General features: G+C 49.5%; 15 protein-coding genes and 1 tRNA gene. 10 read left to right on the top strand and 6 right to left on the bottom strand.

What is annotated here, in order from left to right; translation table 11 throughout:
- Position 1 precedes the first annotated feature (1 nt).
- Entirely contained in the window at positions 2 to 1006 is a 1005-nt protein-coding gene (locus MED92_RS13740; protein ID WP_007022162.1) for a hypothetical protein, read from the bottom strand.
- A gap of 15 nt (positions 1007 to 1021) precedes the next feature.
- Entirely contained in the window at positions 1022 to 1864 is an 843-nt protein-coding gene (locus tag MED92_RS13735) for an alpha/beta fold hydrolase (RefSeq protein WP_007022161.1), read from the bottom strand.
- Between the two features lie 143 nt (positions 1865 to 2007).
- On the opposite strand from MED92_RS13735, the gene MED92_RS13730 reads away from it, so the two are divergent.
- Complete coding sequence (locus tag MED92_RS13730; RefSeq protein ID WP_007022160.1) at positions 2008 to 3306, top strand: efflux RND transporter periplasmic adaptor subunit; 1299 nt, start codon at positions 2008 to 2010, stop codon at positions 3304 to 3306.
- The gene (locus MED92_RS13725) at positions 3299 to 6493 is read left to right on the top strand and encodes an efflux RND transporter permease subunit (protein WP_007022159.1); all 3195 of its coding nucleotides are present in this window, start codon (positions 3299 to 3301) and stop codon (positions 6491 to 6493) included. Before MED92_RS13730 ends, MED92_RS13725 begins: the two co-directional genes overlap by 8 nt.
- Here MED92_RS13725 and MED92_RS13720 read toward each other — a convergent pair.
- The gene (locus MED92_RS13720) at positions 6486 to 6833 is read right to left on the bottom strand and encodes a PilZ domain-containing protein (RefSeq protein ID WP_007022158.1); all 348 of its coding nucleotides are present in this window, start codon (positions 6831 to 6833) and stop codon (positions 6486 to 6488) included. The two genes, MED92_RS13725 and MED92_RS13720, sit on opposite strands and share 8 nt — an antisense overlap.
- Positions 6834 to 7047: 214 nt before the next feature.
- On the opposite strand from MED92_RS13720, the gene dapC reads away from it, so the two are divergent.
- From dapC to MED92_RS13685, 7 genes are all read left to right on the top strand, one after another.
- Positions 7048 to 8244, top strand: a complete 1197-nt coding sequence (gene dapC / locus MED92_RS13715; protein ID WP_007022157.1) for a succinyldiaminopimelate transaminase — start codon at positions 7048 to 7050, stop codon at positions 8242 to 8244.
- A gap of 12 nt (positions 8245 to 8256) precedes the next feature.
- On the top strand, positions 8257 to 8601 hold the full coding sequence (locus MED92_RS13710) for an ArsC family reductase (RefSeq protein WP_007022156.1): 345 nt from the start codon (positions 8257 to 8259) through the stop codon (positions 8599 to 8601).
- 29 nt (positions 8602 to 8630) lie between these two features.
- Complete coding sequence (gene dapD, locus MED92_RS13705) at positions 8631 to 9662, top strand: 2,3,4,5-tetrahydropyridine-2,6-dicarboxylate N-succinyltransferase (protein WP_007022155.1); 1032 nt, start codon at positions 8631 to 8633, stop codon at positions 9660 to 9662.
- Positions 9663 to 9774: 112 nt separating this feature from the next.
- Positions 9775 to 10920: a succinyl-diaminopimelate desuccinylase gene (gene dapE / locus MED92_RS13700; protein WP_007022154.1), complete on the top strand. Its 1146-nt coding sequence runs from the start codon at positions 9775 to 9777 to the stop codon at positions 10918 to 10920.
- A 9-nt stretch (positions 10921 to 10929) separates the two neighbouring features.
- Complete coding sequence (locus MED92_RS13695; RefSeq protein WP_007022153.1) at positions 10930 to 11760, top strand: putative RNA methyltransferase; 831 nt, start codon at positions 10930 to 10932, stop codon at positions 11758 to 11760.
- Positions 11757 to 12044: a hypothetical protein gene (locus MED92_RS13690; protein WP_007022152.1), complete on the top strand. Its 288-nt coding sequence runs from the start codon at positions 11757 to 11759 to the stop codon at positions 12042 to 12044. Before MED92_RS13695 ends, MED92_RS13690 begins: the two co-directional genes overlap by 4 nt.
- Entirely contained in the window at positions 12022 to 12405 is a 384-nt protein-coding gene (locus MED92_RS13685; RefSeq protein ID WP_007022151.1) for a hypothetical protein, read from the top strand. Before MED92_RS13690 ends, MED92_RS13685 begins: the two co-directional genes overlap by 23 nt.
- Before the next feature lie 39 nt (positions 12406 to 12444).
- Here the strand turns inward: MED92_RS13685 and MED92_RS13680 are convergent, their stop codons facing one another.
- Positions 12445 to 12876, bottom strand: a complete 432-nt coding sequence (locus MED92_RS13680; RefSeq protein ID WP_007022150.1) for a hypothetical protein — start codon at positions 12874 to 12876, stop codon at positions 12445 to 12447.
- Between the two features lie 104 nt (positions 12877 to 12980).
- Here MED92_RS13680 and greB point away from each other — a divergent pair, with 104 nt between their 5' ends.
- Positions 12981 to 13490: a transcription elongation factor GreB gene (greB, locus tag MED92_RS13675; RefSeq protein WP_007022149.1), complete on the top strand. Its 510-nt coding sequence runs from the start codon at positions 12981 to 12983 to the stop codon at positions 13488 to 13490.
- A gap of 4 nt (positions 13491 to 13494) precedes the next feature.
- Here greB and MED92_RS13670 read toward each other — a convergent pair whose 3' ends face one another.
- Together MED92_RS13670 and MED92_RS13665 are read right to left on the bottom strand one after the other, a co-directional pair.
- Positions 13495 to 14430: a sensor domain-containing diguanylate cyclase gene (locus MED92_RS13670; RefSeq protein ID WP_007022148.1), complete on the bottom strand. Its 936-nt coding sequence runs from the start codon at positions 14428 to 14430 to the stop codon at positions 13495 to 13497.
- A 696-nt stretch (positions 14431 to 15126) separates the two neighbouring features.
- Positions 15127 to 15202: transfer RNA gene (locus MED92_RS13665), tRNA-Lys, on the bottom strand.

Below are 15202 nucleotides of genomic sequence, written 5' to 3'. Positions count from 1 at the left end.
CTTATCCACAGCTTTGCAGCGGATTATTAATAGTGATCTCGGAGATCTTATGGTTGTCATTCAGGTGCAGGGTAATATCAGCTCTTGATGGCATCTCCTCCAGCATATGCCGCGTCAAACGCTCATAGTGCTGAATAAAGCGCTGAATCTGCTCCTCATTCATTATCCTTAAATGCTCAGTAGGCTGCTGGGTGTCGTAAATGTATTTAACTCGCTCAGCGAGCTTCTTCTCCTGTAACGAGCGCCATTCGAACACCGCATCCATACTTGGCACTTTGAGCATCACCAGGACTTCGATCATCGAAAATAGCTCGCTGTAGGCACCCGCTAATTGCGCATTAACATAATCGCGCCAGGCACCGTTTGGATCCTTCTCTTTTTCCAAAGCATTGATCGGTTCCACCAGCGCTTCAGGTGCTTGCGGGTCTGCTCCAACACACCAGCCTTCTAGAACAATGACATCTGCAGGCCCAACCCACTCCTGCCATACAGCAGCCTGGCAGCGATCATCAGTAGATTTATCGAATACAGGGATCTTAGTGACTGTATTCTCATCACTGTTTTTCAGGGAGTTCAGAATCTCTACACCCAGGCCAACATCATGTGTTCCAGGAACTCCTCGGGTCCGAAGTAACGGATGAATCGTCTCAGATAGTTCTACACGTTCATCATAGGTTTTATAGAGATCATCAATCGAAAAACCGACTACTTTTAATCCGAAACCCTCAGTGAGAATAACCTCGATCAGATTGAACAGGGTTGATTTACCTGCCCCTTGCGCCCCATTAATTCCCATCACTAACGGCCCGTCTTTCTGCCGTTTTCGGCACGCTAACCAGGCACCTAAAGGCACATAGATCGCTTCGAACATATCCACCAGCCCGATATCGACCTTGAGCGATTCCAAAGTAGATGCAAAGGCTTTCTCAACCGCAGCAACCGCTTCTTCACGTTCTCTGTAGCTAAGGCATAACTGATCCTGAGGCCAACGGGTAATAACGCCCATCCAATGCTCCTTAGATTATTTACGATGATCTCTTAACCATTGCTGTACACGATGGATCTGATCAGACTCCATCAACGAAGGCACATGCGGTACCCCCGGCACAGAATAAAGATCCAGTTTATCGTTTGCCTGCATCTTTCGCACGGTTTCTTCCTGTAACACGTCAGATTCCTCACCCCAAATAAGCAACTGCGGTATATTGACCGCTGACCATACTGGCCACAGATCAACATCCTGAACCGCTGCCTGAGTTGCCTGGGCAATGGCGGGATCATAATGCAGGCAGTAGCTACCATCATCGAGCGGCTTGCAGCCATGTTTTACCAAATGGCGCCATTGGGAATCGCTCAGATCTTTAAAAGCGACATAGGTATTGCGCATGTAAGCTTCGACCGCTTCGATGGTTTCAAAGCGTTTATCACCCAGATAGTCTGAAATTCGAGCTAACGCAGTGGCCGGAACAAAAGCACCGATATCATTTAACACCAGATGCTTAATCGGAGAATTCGGCAATGCTGCCAGACTCATACCGATGATGCCACCCATTGAGGTACCTATCCAATCCACCTGATCAACGTTCAAACGCGCTAATAAGGTATTGATATCGTTCAGATACTGCGGCAAACCATAAACCTGACCTGCCGGTAACCAATCGCTCTCGCCACGTCCGACAATATCAGGGCAGACTACCCGGTAATCCCGGGAAAGGGCTAACGCCAGTTCATCAAAATCCCTACTGTTGCGAGCCAATCCATGTACACAAACGATGACACGGTCATTTTCTGCGCTGCCCCATTCATGGTAAACCATGTTGTGAAATCCAGTTGGATTCAGACAACGTACGCTATCCGTATGCATATTATTCTCCTGATGATAGGAATTTCAGTAAGTTAGCACTCAGAGCGGAATTGTAAAGATACGCAACGGTTGCTGACCTTCTAGTTTTTAATCAGCTAATATAGGCCTATACATTGTATTCCTTGTGAGCATTGGAAAACGAAATGAGCGCTGCACCAACAGATAATCGATCCACCCTTATCAAATGGCTATTACCTATAGCGATCTTAGCCATCGCGATTGTAGCTTTCATCGTATTGATGAAGAGTAAGCCGCAAGCCCCCTCCAGGCCTATCTCCGAAAAGGTATGGAGTGTACAAACGATCGCCGCACAAGCCGGTACTCATCAACCCTCCCTGGTCCTTTATGGCAAGGTAGAGTCACCACGCATGACTCGCGTAACTGCAGCGGTTACGGCCTTCGTAGAAGAGGTGCATACCGATGAAGGCAAGATCATTGCGCCTGACCAACTGCTGATTCAACTGGATGACAGTGATGCCAGGCTATTAGTCGATCAACGTCAGGCCGATGTTGATAACTACCTTGCTCAGATAGAAGCAGAGAAAGTTCGCCATCAAACCGATCTAAAAGCGCTAAAGATCGAGAAAAATCTGCTACAGCTCAGCCTGAAAACAGTAAGACGTTATGAAAACCTGATTAAACGTAAAGTTAGCAGCCAGGAACAACTTGATTCGGCTCGCCAGGCTTATCAGCAACAGTCCCTCTCTCTTACTCAGCGAGAGCGCGATATCGCAGATCATCCAAACCGACTTGCACAACTTGAATCCCAGCTGAAACGCGCCCAAAGCCTGCTACAGGCGGCAAACCTTGATCTGCAGCGTACCCAGATAAAAGCGCCCTTTGATGGCCGAGTCGCCAGCCTTAGTGTTGCCCCTGGTGATCGGGTCAGAGCCGGAGATGCTTTGATAGGCTTGTATAGCCAGAAACGCCTTGAAGTCCGCGCTCAAATTCCGAATCGAGTGCTGCCCAAGCTTCGCCAGAACAACCAAGACGATGCAGCCATCGCTCAAGGCAGTATCGATGGCCAGTTGCTGAATCTGACACTTGACCGAATTGCCGCAGAAGTTAATGGCGGCCGCGCAGGCGTAGACGCGTTATTCCGCATTAACTCTGATACTTACCTACCTGAACCAGGCCGGTCTTTGGCCATTGAGGTGCAGCTACCAGCGGAAGAGAACCTTATCGCACTGCCTCCGCAATCGCTTTATGGCCTGGATAGAGTCTACCGGGTTACCAGCGAAGGGCGCCTTGAAGCGGTTAAGGTGGAGCGAATTGGAGACTCCAATGAAACGGGGAAACCTCAAGTTCTTGTCCGGAGTAACACCATTAGCGCCGGGGATAGAATCATCACGACACAACTGCCTAATGCTATTTCTGGTCTAAGAGTAAAAGACATCAGCATCAATACTGACACCGCGGCGGCAGGTACAGGCAATGAATAATTATCAGGGGCCTTTGCAAAACCTGACGGCTGTTTTTGCCAGCCACAGAGTCGCGGCTAACCTGTTTATGCTGCTGATGATCCTGGCCGGTGTCTGGGGACTTAAAAAACTTAACACGCAGTTTTTCCCCTCTTTCGAATTGGATGTCATTACGGTCTCTGTCCCCTGGAGTGGTGCCGCTGCAGAGGATATAGAAAGCTCGATCATCCTGCCAATCGAGGAAGAACTGAAATCACTGACCGGTATCGATGCACTCTACTCAACGGCTTTACAAGGTTCGGCCTCAATTCGTATCGAAGTAGATGAAGACACCGATGTCGATTATCTCCTCGATGAAGTAAAACAGAAGATTGACAGTGTTCGCAGTGAACTGCCCTCTGATGTAGAAGAGCCACTGACCCAGCGAATTATTCGTTATGAGCAGATCGCCAGCCTGATTCTTAGTAGTAAAAATGGTTCGCTGGAAGAACTCCGTCCCTTTGCCCAGCGCTTTGAGCAGGAGCTGTTGAGCCGGGGAATAAACAAAGTCGACTTTACTGGCCTGCCTGACAAACAGATCCGCATTGAACTGCCCGCATCTCAACTCAACGAGCTGGATATGACAATGGCTGATATCGCCTCCAGCATCCGTCAACGAAGTCTGGACCTGCCTGCAGGAACGGCAGCCAAAGGCGACGGCTCACGCCAGATACGCAGCCTGAACCAACAGCGAGATGTCGAAGGTTACCGCCAGTTACCCGTAATCACCGATAACGAAGGACGTCTGGTACGTCTTGGTGATATTGCCGATGTGTCACTGGCAACCAAAGATAGTCAGGTTCTCCTCAAATATAAAGGAGAGCCCGCGGTAATGGTCCGCCTGCGCAGGACAGAAACCCAGGACACACTGAAATCTGCCGCCATTCTTAACGAGTGGCTTGAAGAGATCCGTCCGACCCTGCCAGAAAATATCACCATGGTGACATACGATGAGCGATGGCAACCGGTTCAGCAGCGAATCAATCTGCTACTGAAAAATGGCCTGGGCGGATTAATTCTGGTGATCGCTATTCTGTTCCTGTTCCTTAATGCACGGGTAGCATTCTGGGTGACTATCGGTATTCCGGTCTCCTTTATGGCGACACTTGCGGTGCTTTACGGTATTGGCGGCACGATCAATATGATCAGTCTCTTCGGCCTCATTATGGCCCTGGGGATTATTGTCGATGATGCCATTGTTGTTGGCGAAGACACCCTGACCCACGTGCAGATGGGCGAGCCCGGCTTACAGGCAGCCATTGGCGGTGCTCACCGTATGCTTGCGCCGGTTATGGCATCATCGATGACCACCATTGCAGCATTCCTGCCACTGCTTTTAATCGGCGGAACGATCGGTAATATCTTGATTGATATCCCCACCGTGGTTATCTGTGTGATCCTGGCGTCTCTGGTCGAGTGCTTCCTGATTCTCCCTGGTCATCTTCATCACAGCATTAAGAAAGTGGATGACCTCCATCCTTCAAAGCTGCGTATACGTTTGGATAATGGCTTTAATCACTTCAAGGATGTGCACTTTCGTAAGATCGTCAGAATGGCGGTGAAGTACCGTGGCGCAACCATAGCTACAGCTTTCGCGATCTTTATTATTGCGATCGGTCTGATGGCCGGCGGTCGGATAAAATTCACTTTCTTCCCCGCAGTAGAACGAGACACCATGACCGCGAACGTGCAATTTGTCGCCGGTACTGATTCGTTCAGAGTGGACGAATTTCTACAACATCTTGATCAGACGCTGGAAGAAACAGATCAGGCCCTAGGCGGCGATAACGTTAAAGTTGCTTTCCAGCAACTGCGAAGCGCGGCCTTCTCGCGAAACTCAGCTTCCGGAAATAGTGGGGATGAATTCGGCTCTCTTCAGGTTGAACTTTTCCCTGGAGATGACCGAGAAGTGAGTACCAGCCAGCTCAACAGAGAGTGGCGAAAACGGATTCAGTTACCGGCGGGCATTGAGAAATTCTCTATCGATGTTAGCAAGAGCGGACCACCCGGCAAACCTATCGAGGTGAAACTTTCCGGTACAGATATCCGTACCATAAAGCAAGCCTCACTGGACCTTCAGGAAGTGCTCAAAGGTTACGTGGGACTGAGCAATATCGATGATGATCTGCCGTTTGGTAAATCCCAACTGATCTACGAGTTGACCCCGGCCGGTAAAGCTGCAGGGCTAACACTGGATACTGTTGGCCGTCAGCTGCGAACTGCCTTTGATGGCCTTGAAGTCCAAAACTTTTATGACAACCGCGATGAGATCGAGGTGCGAATCCAGCTACCAGAAGCTGAGCGGGACCGTCTCAGCAGTATAGAGCAGTTACCGGTTGTGCTGCCAAGCGGAGGTACAACTCCACTCAGTAACGTAGTGACCTTCAGAGCGAAACAGGGCCTGGACACACTCACGCGAGTTGATGGACAGCTTTCAATCAAAGTGACCGCGGACCTGGATGAAAGTGCAGCCAATGCCGATGAGATCATCGCCGATCTCAAAGCAGGTAAGCTGGATCAGATTCTTGGACAATATGGAATCAACGCCAGCTTCGAAGGTAAGAATAAAAGTCAGCGCGAAACACTTGAAGATATGAAGCTTGGCCTGATGCTGGCTCTAACGCTGATTTTTATTATTCTCGCCTGGGTTTTCGCTTCATACAGCTGGCCAATTGCGGTGATGCTGGCCATCCCGCTGGGTCTGACCGGAGCTATTTTAGGTCACGGGGTCATGGGACTGAGTATGACAATCCTTTCTCTGTTCGGCTGTTTTGGTTTATCAGGGATCGTGATCAATGACTCAATCGTTCTGGTGACCTTCTACAAGGAACTCAGGAAACGAGGTATGGCGATACAGGACGCGATTGTTGAAGCCGCATGCCAGCGCCTACGTGCGGTTCTGCTTACATCCCTGACAACCATCGCTGGCCTGACGCCGATCCTGTTCGAAACCTCTCTACAAGCACAGTTCCTGATCCCTATGGCCGTGGCAATTGTCTTCGGTCTGGCTTATGGCACTGTCCTGATTCTGCTGTTTGTCCCAGCAACCCTGACCATTATTGAAGAGGTCAGGGCTAAATTCGGACTCGACAGCCCTGACCTTGATAATGCAGGCCTTGACACTTCAAGCCCAGAAGCATCAGAAAAAGCAGCGGCTCAGACTACTTGAGCTGCTGCTGAATATAAGCCTGCAACCGTTCCGAGGCCTGATGATCAACACTTAGAATCGATAGCCCGTAGCGCAAACAGCGCTGCGACTGGCGCTGGTTATAGACCACTCGACATAAACAATGTACAGGTCCATCCGCTAAGCCAAAATGCAGATAAAGCTCCAACGGTGCACCCTGCACAGGTGGTTTTAACTCGGCCATCTCAGGACCGCCCTCGACCAACATGCCTCCCAGACTTAAGTTGATCAGAGTTACATCAGCTGTTTCTCCCTCCCTGGTAGAAAGTTCCGCCGCTATATTCACATTCAAACGGGGATATATCCGCCTTTCAGGATTCATATACTTACTCATTCAAACAATCGTATGACTTCTCATCATTAGCATAGTCATTTTTTCCGTTAACCCCAAGCAATAGCAGGTTATAAACAGCCGAAAGGCCGATAAATTAGGTCTTAATCCTAGTCCTGTTCTCAGGTATAATTTTGCGCCTTAAATTCTGCTTTTTTTTTGATTTTTTGTTAACCAGCCCGGCCTTTGGCAATTAAGGACCCCTATGAACCGCGATTTGAGTCTGTTACAGCCTTACCCATTTGAGAAATTGACTGCGCTGAAAGCGGAAGTCACCCCTCCTGCGGATCTCGAGCATATCGCGCTTTCCATAGGTGAGCCGAAACACCCGGCACCTCCATTTGTGGCAGAGTGCCTTATCAATAACATCGATAAACTGGCTAACTACCCAACAACCAAAGGATTGCCTGAGCTTCGTGAAGCGATCGCAAACTGGTGTTCTCGACGCTTCAACCTGAATGAAGGCACACTGTCAGCAGAAGATAACGTATTGCCGGTTAATGGCACCCGTGAAGCGATCTTTGCTTTCACACAAGCAGCCGTTAATCGTGCTCCTGACGCACTGGTTATTTCACCTAATCCGTTTTACCAGATCTATGAAGGAGCGGCTTACCTGGCCGGTGCGGAGCCTTATTACCTGAACTGCCTGGCGGATAACAATTTTATTCCAGACTACGATGCAGTCCCTGAAGAGGTTTGGCAGCGTTGCCAGCTACTGTTCCTTTGCTCACCGAGTAATCCAACGGGTGCAGTAACCAATCTTGAAACGCTGAAAAAACTGATCGAACTGTCAGACAAATACGATTTCATCGTTGCTTCTGACGAGTGCTATTCAGAGATTTACCTGGATGAAGAAAATGCGCCGGTAGGCCTTCTGCAGGCATGCGCTGAACTGGGCCGTGACGATTATAAGAACTGTGTCGTTATGCACAGTCTGTCTAAGCGCTCTAATCTTCCTGGGCTTCGTTCTGGTTTTGTCGCAGGCGACGCAGCGCTGCTGAAACCGTTTTTGTCATACCGTACCTATCATGGCTGCTCGATGCCGATTCAGCACCAACTCGCGTCCATCGCAGCATGGGGTGATGAGGACCACGTTCTGGATAACCGTGATCAGTACCGCCATAAATTTGATGCGGTAATCCGAATCCTTGAGCCGGTTATGGACGTACAACACCCTGATGCCAGCTTTTACCTCTGGGCAAAAACACCGATCGCAGACGATAAATTCGCGCAGGGTTTGTTTGCCTCTCAGAATGTAACCGTATTACCTGGCCGTTACCTGTCCCGTGAAACCGAGGGTAAGCTTCCGGGTGCGGGCTTTGTCCGCATGGCGCTGGTTGCAACGGTTGAAGAGTGCGTAGAAGCCGCTAATCGTATCCGCGAATACGTTGAATCACTGTAACAGGGACCCGATATGATCACGATGTACGGCATTCCAAATTGCGACACGATCAAGAAAGCCAAGAAATGGCTGGAAGCAAATAACCTGGAATACAGTTTCCATGATTATCGCAAAGACGGTTTATCTGAAGAACAACTCACTGGCTGGGTCAACGAACTGGGCTGGGAACTACTGTTGAACAAACGCGGAACGACCTGGCGTCAGCAGTCTGATGAAGTAAAGAACAACATTGATGAAACCTCAGCTATCAAGCTAATGCTGGAACACCCAGCAATGATCAAACGTCCACTGCTGGATACCGGTAGTGTTCGTAAAGTAGGCTTTAAAGATACAGAATACGCTGAGCTGTTTGCTTAAGCTAACGAATTAATATTTTGGAGAAAACAATGGCAAATTTTGCATTCGGTCTGGGTGTAGGCACTAAATCATCCGCTGGTGAACTACTGGAAGTTTATTACAACGCACCACTGCTGAACGCAGATGATGCAATCGTTAAAGCGGTAGCAGAAAAAGTTGGCTACGAAGGCGGTAACGTTGCAATTGAACTGGCTGAGCCACAGCTGAAAGATCTTGAAGCAGCATTCCTGTCTGTCGGCGCTGAAGAGCAGGCAGAAATCGTTGAGATTCTGGAAGGTACTTCACAGGCACTGGTTCTGTGTATTCTGGAAAGCGATGAAGGCCCAACTACGACAGCAGAAGCTTACCTGAAGCTTGCTCTGCTTTCCCACCGTCTGGTTCAGCCTCACGGCATTAACCTGACCGGTATCTTCGGTCTGCTGCCTAACGTTGCGTGGACTAGCGAAGGCGCAATCTCTCTGGATGATCTACCAAAACGCCAACTGGCTGCCCGTGCACAAGGCCGCATCCTGAGCGTAAACTCTATCGACAAATTCCCGAAAATGACGGATTACGTTGTTCCAGCAGGTATCCGTATCGGTGATGCTTCTCGTGTACGCCTGGGTGCTCACGTAGGTGAAGGCACAACAGTGATGCACGAAGGTTTCATTAACTTCAATGCAGGCACTATGGGTGTCAGCATGGTTGAAGGCCGTATCTCTGCAGGTGTTGTTGTTGGCAACGGCTCTGACCTGGGTGGCGGCTGCTCTACAATGGGCACACTGTCTGGCGGCAACAACGTGATCATCTCTGTTGGCGAAAACTGCCTGCTGGGTGCCAATGCTGGCCTGGGTCTGCCTCTGGGCGATCGTTGCACACTGGAAGCGGGCCTTTATGTAACAGCAGGCTCCAAAGTGACAATTCTGGACGACCAGAACAACGAAGTAGACACTGTTAAAGCCGCTGAACTGGCTGGCAAGTCTGATCTTCTGTTCCGCCGTAATTCCCAGAACGGTCGCATCGAAGTTAAGACCAACAAATCAGCAATCGAGCTAAACGAAGAGCTACACAAGCACAACTAAGCGCCTTCGTTTACACCGTGTTCACGCGGAGCTGAGCCTATACCGGCTCCGCTGAACACAGCTGATTTACGCCTATACTTCACATCTATTGCCTCTCCAAACGGACATCATTATGAGCCAACACTTATCTCCAACCATTGAACTAGCGAAAGATCTTATCAGCCGCCGCTCTGTTACACCTGAAGATGCAGGCTGCCAGGATCTTATGATCGAGCGTCTGGAAGCGATGGGCTTTAAAATCGAACGATTACAGTTCGAAGATGTGAAAAATTTCTGGGCGCGCCGTGGCGATTCCGGCCCGGTTTTCTGTTTTGCAGGCCACACCGATGTGGTGCCTCCAGGCCCTGAAGAGCGCTGGGAGTTCCCACCATTTGAAGCCACTATCGATCAGGGGATGCTTTGCGGGCGTGGCGCGGCGGATATGAAAGGCGGTTTAGCTGCTTTTATGACCGCACTCGAACGCTTTATTGCCAACCACCCGGATCATGATGGCTCTATTGCCCTTCTAATTACCAGCGATGAAGAAGGTCCTTGGGTAAACGGCACGACTCGTGTAGTTGATCACCTGGAAGCGCGTGATGAAAAAATCACCTGGTGTATTGTTGGCGAGCCGTCCAGCACCAAGCATGTCGGTGATGCCATTAAGAATGGGCGCCGAGGCTCTCTAGGCGCTACGCTAACGGTACGCGGTATTCAAGGCCACGTTGCCTACCCTCACCTGGTGAAGAACCCAATTCATATGGCTGCTCCAGCCCTCGCTGAACTTGCGGCTGAAGTATGGGATGAAGGCAATGACTTCTTCCCACCAACCAGCTTCCAGATTTCGAATATCAACGGTGGCACCGGTGTAACCAATATTGTTCCGGGCCATGTGGATATTATGTTCAACTTCCGTTTTTCAACTGAAGTCACAGCCGATGAGCTGAAAACTCGTGTTCGGGATATTTTGAACAAACATAATCTGGACTGGGATATCGACTGGACACTATCCGGTAATCCTTTCCTGACCGCTGAAGGCGACTTGGTAGATGCCTGCCAACAGGCCATCAAAGCAATTACCGGTCAGGACACTGAGCTTTCAACCTCGGGCGGTACATCCGATGGACGTTTTATTGCCCCAACCGGCGCACAAGTGGTCGAATTGGGCCCAATCAACGCGACTATTCATAAGGTGAACGAGCGCGTAAGCTGCCAGGATCTGGATACCCTGTCAGATCTCTATGAGAACGTCATGGCGCGTTTACTGGTTAAGGGATAAGCGCACGTGATGCAGTTATCCTGCCCTGTCTGTGAAGCGCCGCTGGTTCAGAATGATAAAAACCTTCGCTGCGAAGCCAATCATAGCTTCGATGCAGCACGACAGGGCTACTGGAACCTGTTACTAGCACATAAGAAGCGCTCCAAAGATCCAGGCGACAACCCCGAGATGGTTCAGGCTCGCCGGCGCTTTCTGAATAATGGTTTCTATAAACCTTTATCCGATAAGGTAAACCAGCTGTGCGCCGAACTCCTTAGCAGCAAACCTGAACCTTGTATTCTGGATATGGGTTGCGGGGAAGGCTATTACACCGATCGACTGCAACAACATCTGACTGCACATGGCTCATCACCCCTTATCACTGGCCTCGACATCTCGAAGCATGCGGTTAAAGCCGCTTGCTCACGCAGTAAGCAGATTACCTGGCTGGTTGCTTCAGGCGCAGCGACACCGGTACCGCAAAACTCCCTTGATCTTCAGCTAGTTCTGTTCAGCCGGCTGATGCCGGAAGCTCTGGCTAAACCGCTAAAAAGCGAAGGATACCTCTTGGTAGCATGGCCCGGCGCTAAACATCTATTGGAACTACGCGAAGCTATCTATGAGAGCGTTCGCGAGAGCCATTTTGACCCGGCGGCCACGCTTAAAGATTATTTCAGCCTTGAGCGGACCGAATCGGTTAATTTTCAATTCCAGTTGAACGGTGAAGAAGAGATTGATTCACTGCTTGCTATGACACCCCATGGGCAGCGCTTGAAAGAGGAAGCTCGCCAGCGTCTTCTGAACCTGGAGACGCTAGACTTAACAGCAGATGTTAATCTGGGAATCTTCCACCGCATATGAGCAACAAGCTGAGACTCTGGCTACATAAACGCACCAATAACCCCAAAAGAGATCTGAAGATACTGGGCATCGGCTTTGTTACCTTCTTTGTTGGTCTTCTTATCCTGGGTACCGCAGAGTTTCTATTAAAAAGCTCAGTATCGCAGGAGATTCTCGCCTTGCTCGGCTTGATCATACTGGGCATTGGAATCATACTGGCAGCGTTTGGCTATATCAGCCTCAGTTTGCTTCGCATTCTCCGTTTAATCAGCGACAACAAAAATGACCGAAATCCGACACCCTGATATTGAAATATACGTTAAGAACTGCACCCCTGATGCCATCAGCCATTGGTTGGCGGAACAGGCGGACTCCATCAGCGCAGTTTCCAGCAAAGGACAAAACCACCAGCTGGTACTTACGTTTGCGAATCAGCAGGTTCCTGTCATGATTCAGGAGAAAGTTGCAGGTAAAGCCTGGACCAGTGTCTGGTTTAAGAAGAACGAAACACCATGGCTAACCGATCTGAGCTGCGCACGTAATGCATCAGAAGGCCTGGAAACACAAATCCGCTGTATCGCTTCAGGCTGGAATGATGGCGATGATCCAGACGAATACTGGAAAGTAGAAAACGGATCTGAAGAAAAGATTCAGTGGCGAACGTAAATAGCCTTAGACCATTAACCTTACCCGCCAACGTAACAATCAGGCAGCGACTTTGATCTGCTCCCGGGATTGCTCAATCTCATCGATCATAAGCTGCCCAGTCGACATCAACCCGACCTTTGCATACTCATCTGAAGCAAGTTTCTGCTGACGTGGTGTATTACTGTGGCTATACAGATAACCATTAACGTAAGCGAAATCACCCACTAAACCGTCATGCACAGCAGTGTTTAGGCGCTCGACTACCTGGCCATCATGCAGTTCGCTTGGATCAGGATAGACCGTTTCTACCTGCGGAAGAGCAAAACTCCCATCACCGACAACCGGCGCGGCATCAGGCTTCATCAACTGCTGATTGGAGTGGATCAAACTCAGTAGCATTGAGAATTGCGCACCACTGCCACTCTGAACCGCCTGGCTCAGATTTGAGGTATAACCCTCAATACGTGTTTGGATTTGTTCGGTACGCATATGGCTTGATCAAAAGAATAATTAGCTAAGATAGTCCCGTTTGTATCGGCAAGCGGTTAAAATTCTTTACCAGAAAACCAATAAAAACCGGGAATTAGCAAATTATGGGAAGATGGCGCCCACCTCAGCCGCGCAGTTCCAAGTATATAACCGCAGAAGGCTATAAAAGGCTTAATGACGAACTGAAGTATCTCTGGAAAGTAAAACGTCCGGAAGTGACTCAATCAGTCAAAGAAGCCGCCGCACAAGGTGATCGTTCAGAGAATGCCGAGTATATCTATGGTAAGAAGCAATTACGCGAGATTGACCGCCGTGTCAGGTACCTGTCAAAGCGTCTCGAAGATATGGTCGTTGTTGATCGAGCTCCGACCCCAGATAAACAGGATACGGTGTTCTTTGGTGCCTGGGTAACCCTGCTAGATGAAGAAGAACTGGAAAAACGCTTCCGCATTGTCGGCCCAGATGAGATCGGCGACGAAGCGGACTACATTTCAGTGGACTCGCCGCTAGCGCGGCTTATTCTTAAGAAGCAACTTGGCGATGAAGTCTGCCTGGAAAAGCCGGACGGTAGTGAAGCCTGGTACGAAATTCTGCGGATAGAATATAAGCCCTGAAGCATCAGGAGGAGTGTTTGTGTTCGTACATTTTTTTGTCCGCGAGCTGCAACCACTCCTCCAGTGTACGTCCTGCATCAATTAGTACACCGCCTACACTCACACTTAAGCTATTCTCTTTCATCACAGAGCGGATCCTTTCAGACAGCGTATCCAACTCAATCTTATCCCTAGCCACCGCCAGAATCACAAACTCATCCCCCGATAACCTTGCGGGAACATCATTCTCCCTGATAACAGACCTTATTGCTGTTGCCAGAGTCCTGAGTGCCTGATCACCAGCACTATGCCCCTGCTGATCATTAATCTCTTTTAGGCCATCCATATCCAGATACAGCAAACCCAATGAGAGCCCTGAGCGCTTAGCCAGCACTGTGTAGTGCGAAGCCACGGTCATAAAGCCGCGGCGGTTATATAAGCCCGTCAGATCATCGGTCATCGCCAGGTTACTGATCTCCTGGAACTGTGACAGGATCTCAAGATCCGCTTCGATCAGATCTCTAAGCTCACCCACAAGATCCACATAATCGGATCGATAGTCGGTGGCTTCATAATCCATAACACAAATGGTGCCAAACGGCTCACCCGAAGGCCAATTCACCGGCAGGCCTAAATAGGACCTGAAGCCATCCTCTGCTACCTCAGGGTTTGTATCCCACTCAGGCTCTTCAGGGGCGTTGTGAACATAAAGCGCTTCACCTTGCTGCACAACCTTCTTGCAAAAGATATTCGTATCAGGAGAGATCTCAACACCTGCTGGGTAGGGGTTAGATTCCTGATTGCTGGCAATAACAACTTGATAGCCCAGTGGCGTATACTGGACGACAAATCCTGCTGGCGCTTGAAAGATACGCGCCATAACATCGACTGTTTTCTGCCATTTATCTAATGGCACAAGACCATCCTTATCCTCAAATACTCGCTGATCCGGATGAAGCATAAAAAGCCCTTACTAAAGCCATATTTTTTGTAGTTATTTAAATGTAGCAGGTAGGATCAATATAGACACTAGTTTCTAGATACGAGTTCGTAGAATGCTAGGGTTTTCCAGTCGGTGCTTCCTACACCGACTTTCGCGGCAAGATGCCGCTCCTACCATGCTTCTTTCAGGCATAAAAAACCAGCACATAGCAGGATGTTGTAGGAGGCGCTTCCAGCGCCGAGCCCTCGCGGCAAGATTCCGCTCCCACGCAAGTTTCTAGCAGGCATAAAAAACCAGCACATGGCTGGATTGTGTAGGAGGTGCTTCCAGCACCGAGTCCTCGCGGCAAGATGCCGCTCCCACGCGCGTTTCTAGCAGGCATAAAAAACCAGCACGGCAGGATTGTGTAGGAGGTGCTTCCAACGCCGAGCTCTACGAATCAAACCTCACTACGGGTACGGTTCTCACCCTATACGACAGAAATGCGCAACTATCTTGCTTATAGCAAATAAAAAAATGTGTAGAAATTAAGAAAGTGGTGGGTCGTATAGGATTACTAATGCCCTGCGGGCCAGCGTCGCAAGCTCCGCTGTTTTCTTCGGGCTACGCCCTACGAATCGAACCTCCCTACGGGTACGGTTCTCACCCTATACGACAGAAAGGCACAACTATCTTGTATATAGAAAATAAAAAAATGTGTAGAAATTAAGAAAGTGGTGGGTCGTATAGGATTCGAACCTATGACCAATTGGTTAAAAGCCAACTGCTCTACCGACTGAGCTAACGACCC

It is taken from the genome of Neptuniibacter caesariensis (assembly GCF_000153345.1).
Classification (GTDB): domain Bacteria; phylum Pseudomonadota; class Gammaproteobacteria; order Pseudomonadales; family Balneatricaceae; genus Neptuniibacter; species Neptuniibacter caesariensis.
This window is presented reverse-complemented; position numbering and strand designations above follow the sequence as displayed.

Excerpts from the sequence above, each read along its gene's own strand:
- MED92_RS13695 (WP_007022153.1), top strand. The coding sequence starts at position 10,930 with ATGCAGTTATCCTGCCCTGTCTGTGAAGCGCCGCTGGTTCAGAATGAT.
- MED92_RS13670 (WP_007022148.1), bottom strand. The coding sequence starts at position 14,430 with ATGCTTCATCCGGATCAGCGAGTATTTGAGGATAAGGATGGTCTTGTG.
- MED92_RS13720 (WP_007022158.1), bottom strand. The coding sequence starts at position 6,833 with ATGAATCCTGAAAGGCGGATATATCCCCGTTTGAATGTGAATATAGCG.
- MED92_RS13740 (WP_007022162.1), bottom strand. The coding sequence starts at position 1,006 with ATGGGCGTTATTACCCGTTGGCCTCAGGATCAGTTATGCCTTAGCTAC.
- MED92_RS13730 (WP_007022160.1), top strand. The coding sequence starts at position 2,008 with ATGAGCGCTGCACCAACAGATAATCGATCCACCCTTATCAAATGGCTA.
- MED92_RS13710 (WP_007022156.1), top strand. The coding sequence starts at position 8,257 with ATGATCACGATGTACGGCATTCCAAATTGCGACACGATCAAGAAAGCC.
- dapE (WP_007022154.1), top strand. The coding sequence starts at position 9,775 with ATGAGCCAACACTTATCTCCAACCATTGAACTAGCGAAAGATCTTATC.
- MED92_RS13680 (WP_007022150.1), bottom strand. The coding sequence starts at position 12,876 with ATGCGTACCGAACAAATCCAAACACGTATTGAGGGTTATACCTCAAAT.
- MED92_RS13735 (WP_007022161.1), bottom strand. The coding sequence starts at position 1,864 with ATGCATACGGATAGCGTACGTTGTCTGAATCCAACTGGATTTCACAAC.
- dapC (WP_007022157.1), top strand. The coding sequence starts at position 7,048 with ATGAACCGCGATTTGAGTCTGTTACAGCCTTACCCATTTGAGAAATTG.
- MED92_RS13725 (WP_007022159.1), top strand. The coding sequence starts at position 3,299 with ATGAATAATTATCAGGGGCCTTTGCAAAACCTGACGGCTGTTTTTGCC.
- greB (WP_007022149.1), top strand. The coding sequence starts at position 12,981 with ATGGGAAGATGGCGCCCACCTCAGCCGCGCAGTTCCAAGTATATAACC.
- MED92_RS13690 (WP_007022152.1), top strand. The coding sequence starts at position 11,757 with ATGAGCAACAAGCTGAGACTCTGGCTACATAAACGCACCAATAACCCC.
- MED92_RS13685 (WP_007022151.1), top strand. The coding sequence starts at position 12,022 with ATGACCGAAATCCGACACCCTGATATTGAAATATACGTTAAGAACTGC.
- dapD (WP_007022155.1), top strand. The coding sequence starts at position 8,631 with ATGGCAAATTTTGCATTCGGTCTGGGTGTAGGCACTAAATCATCCGCT.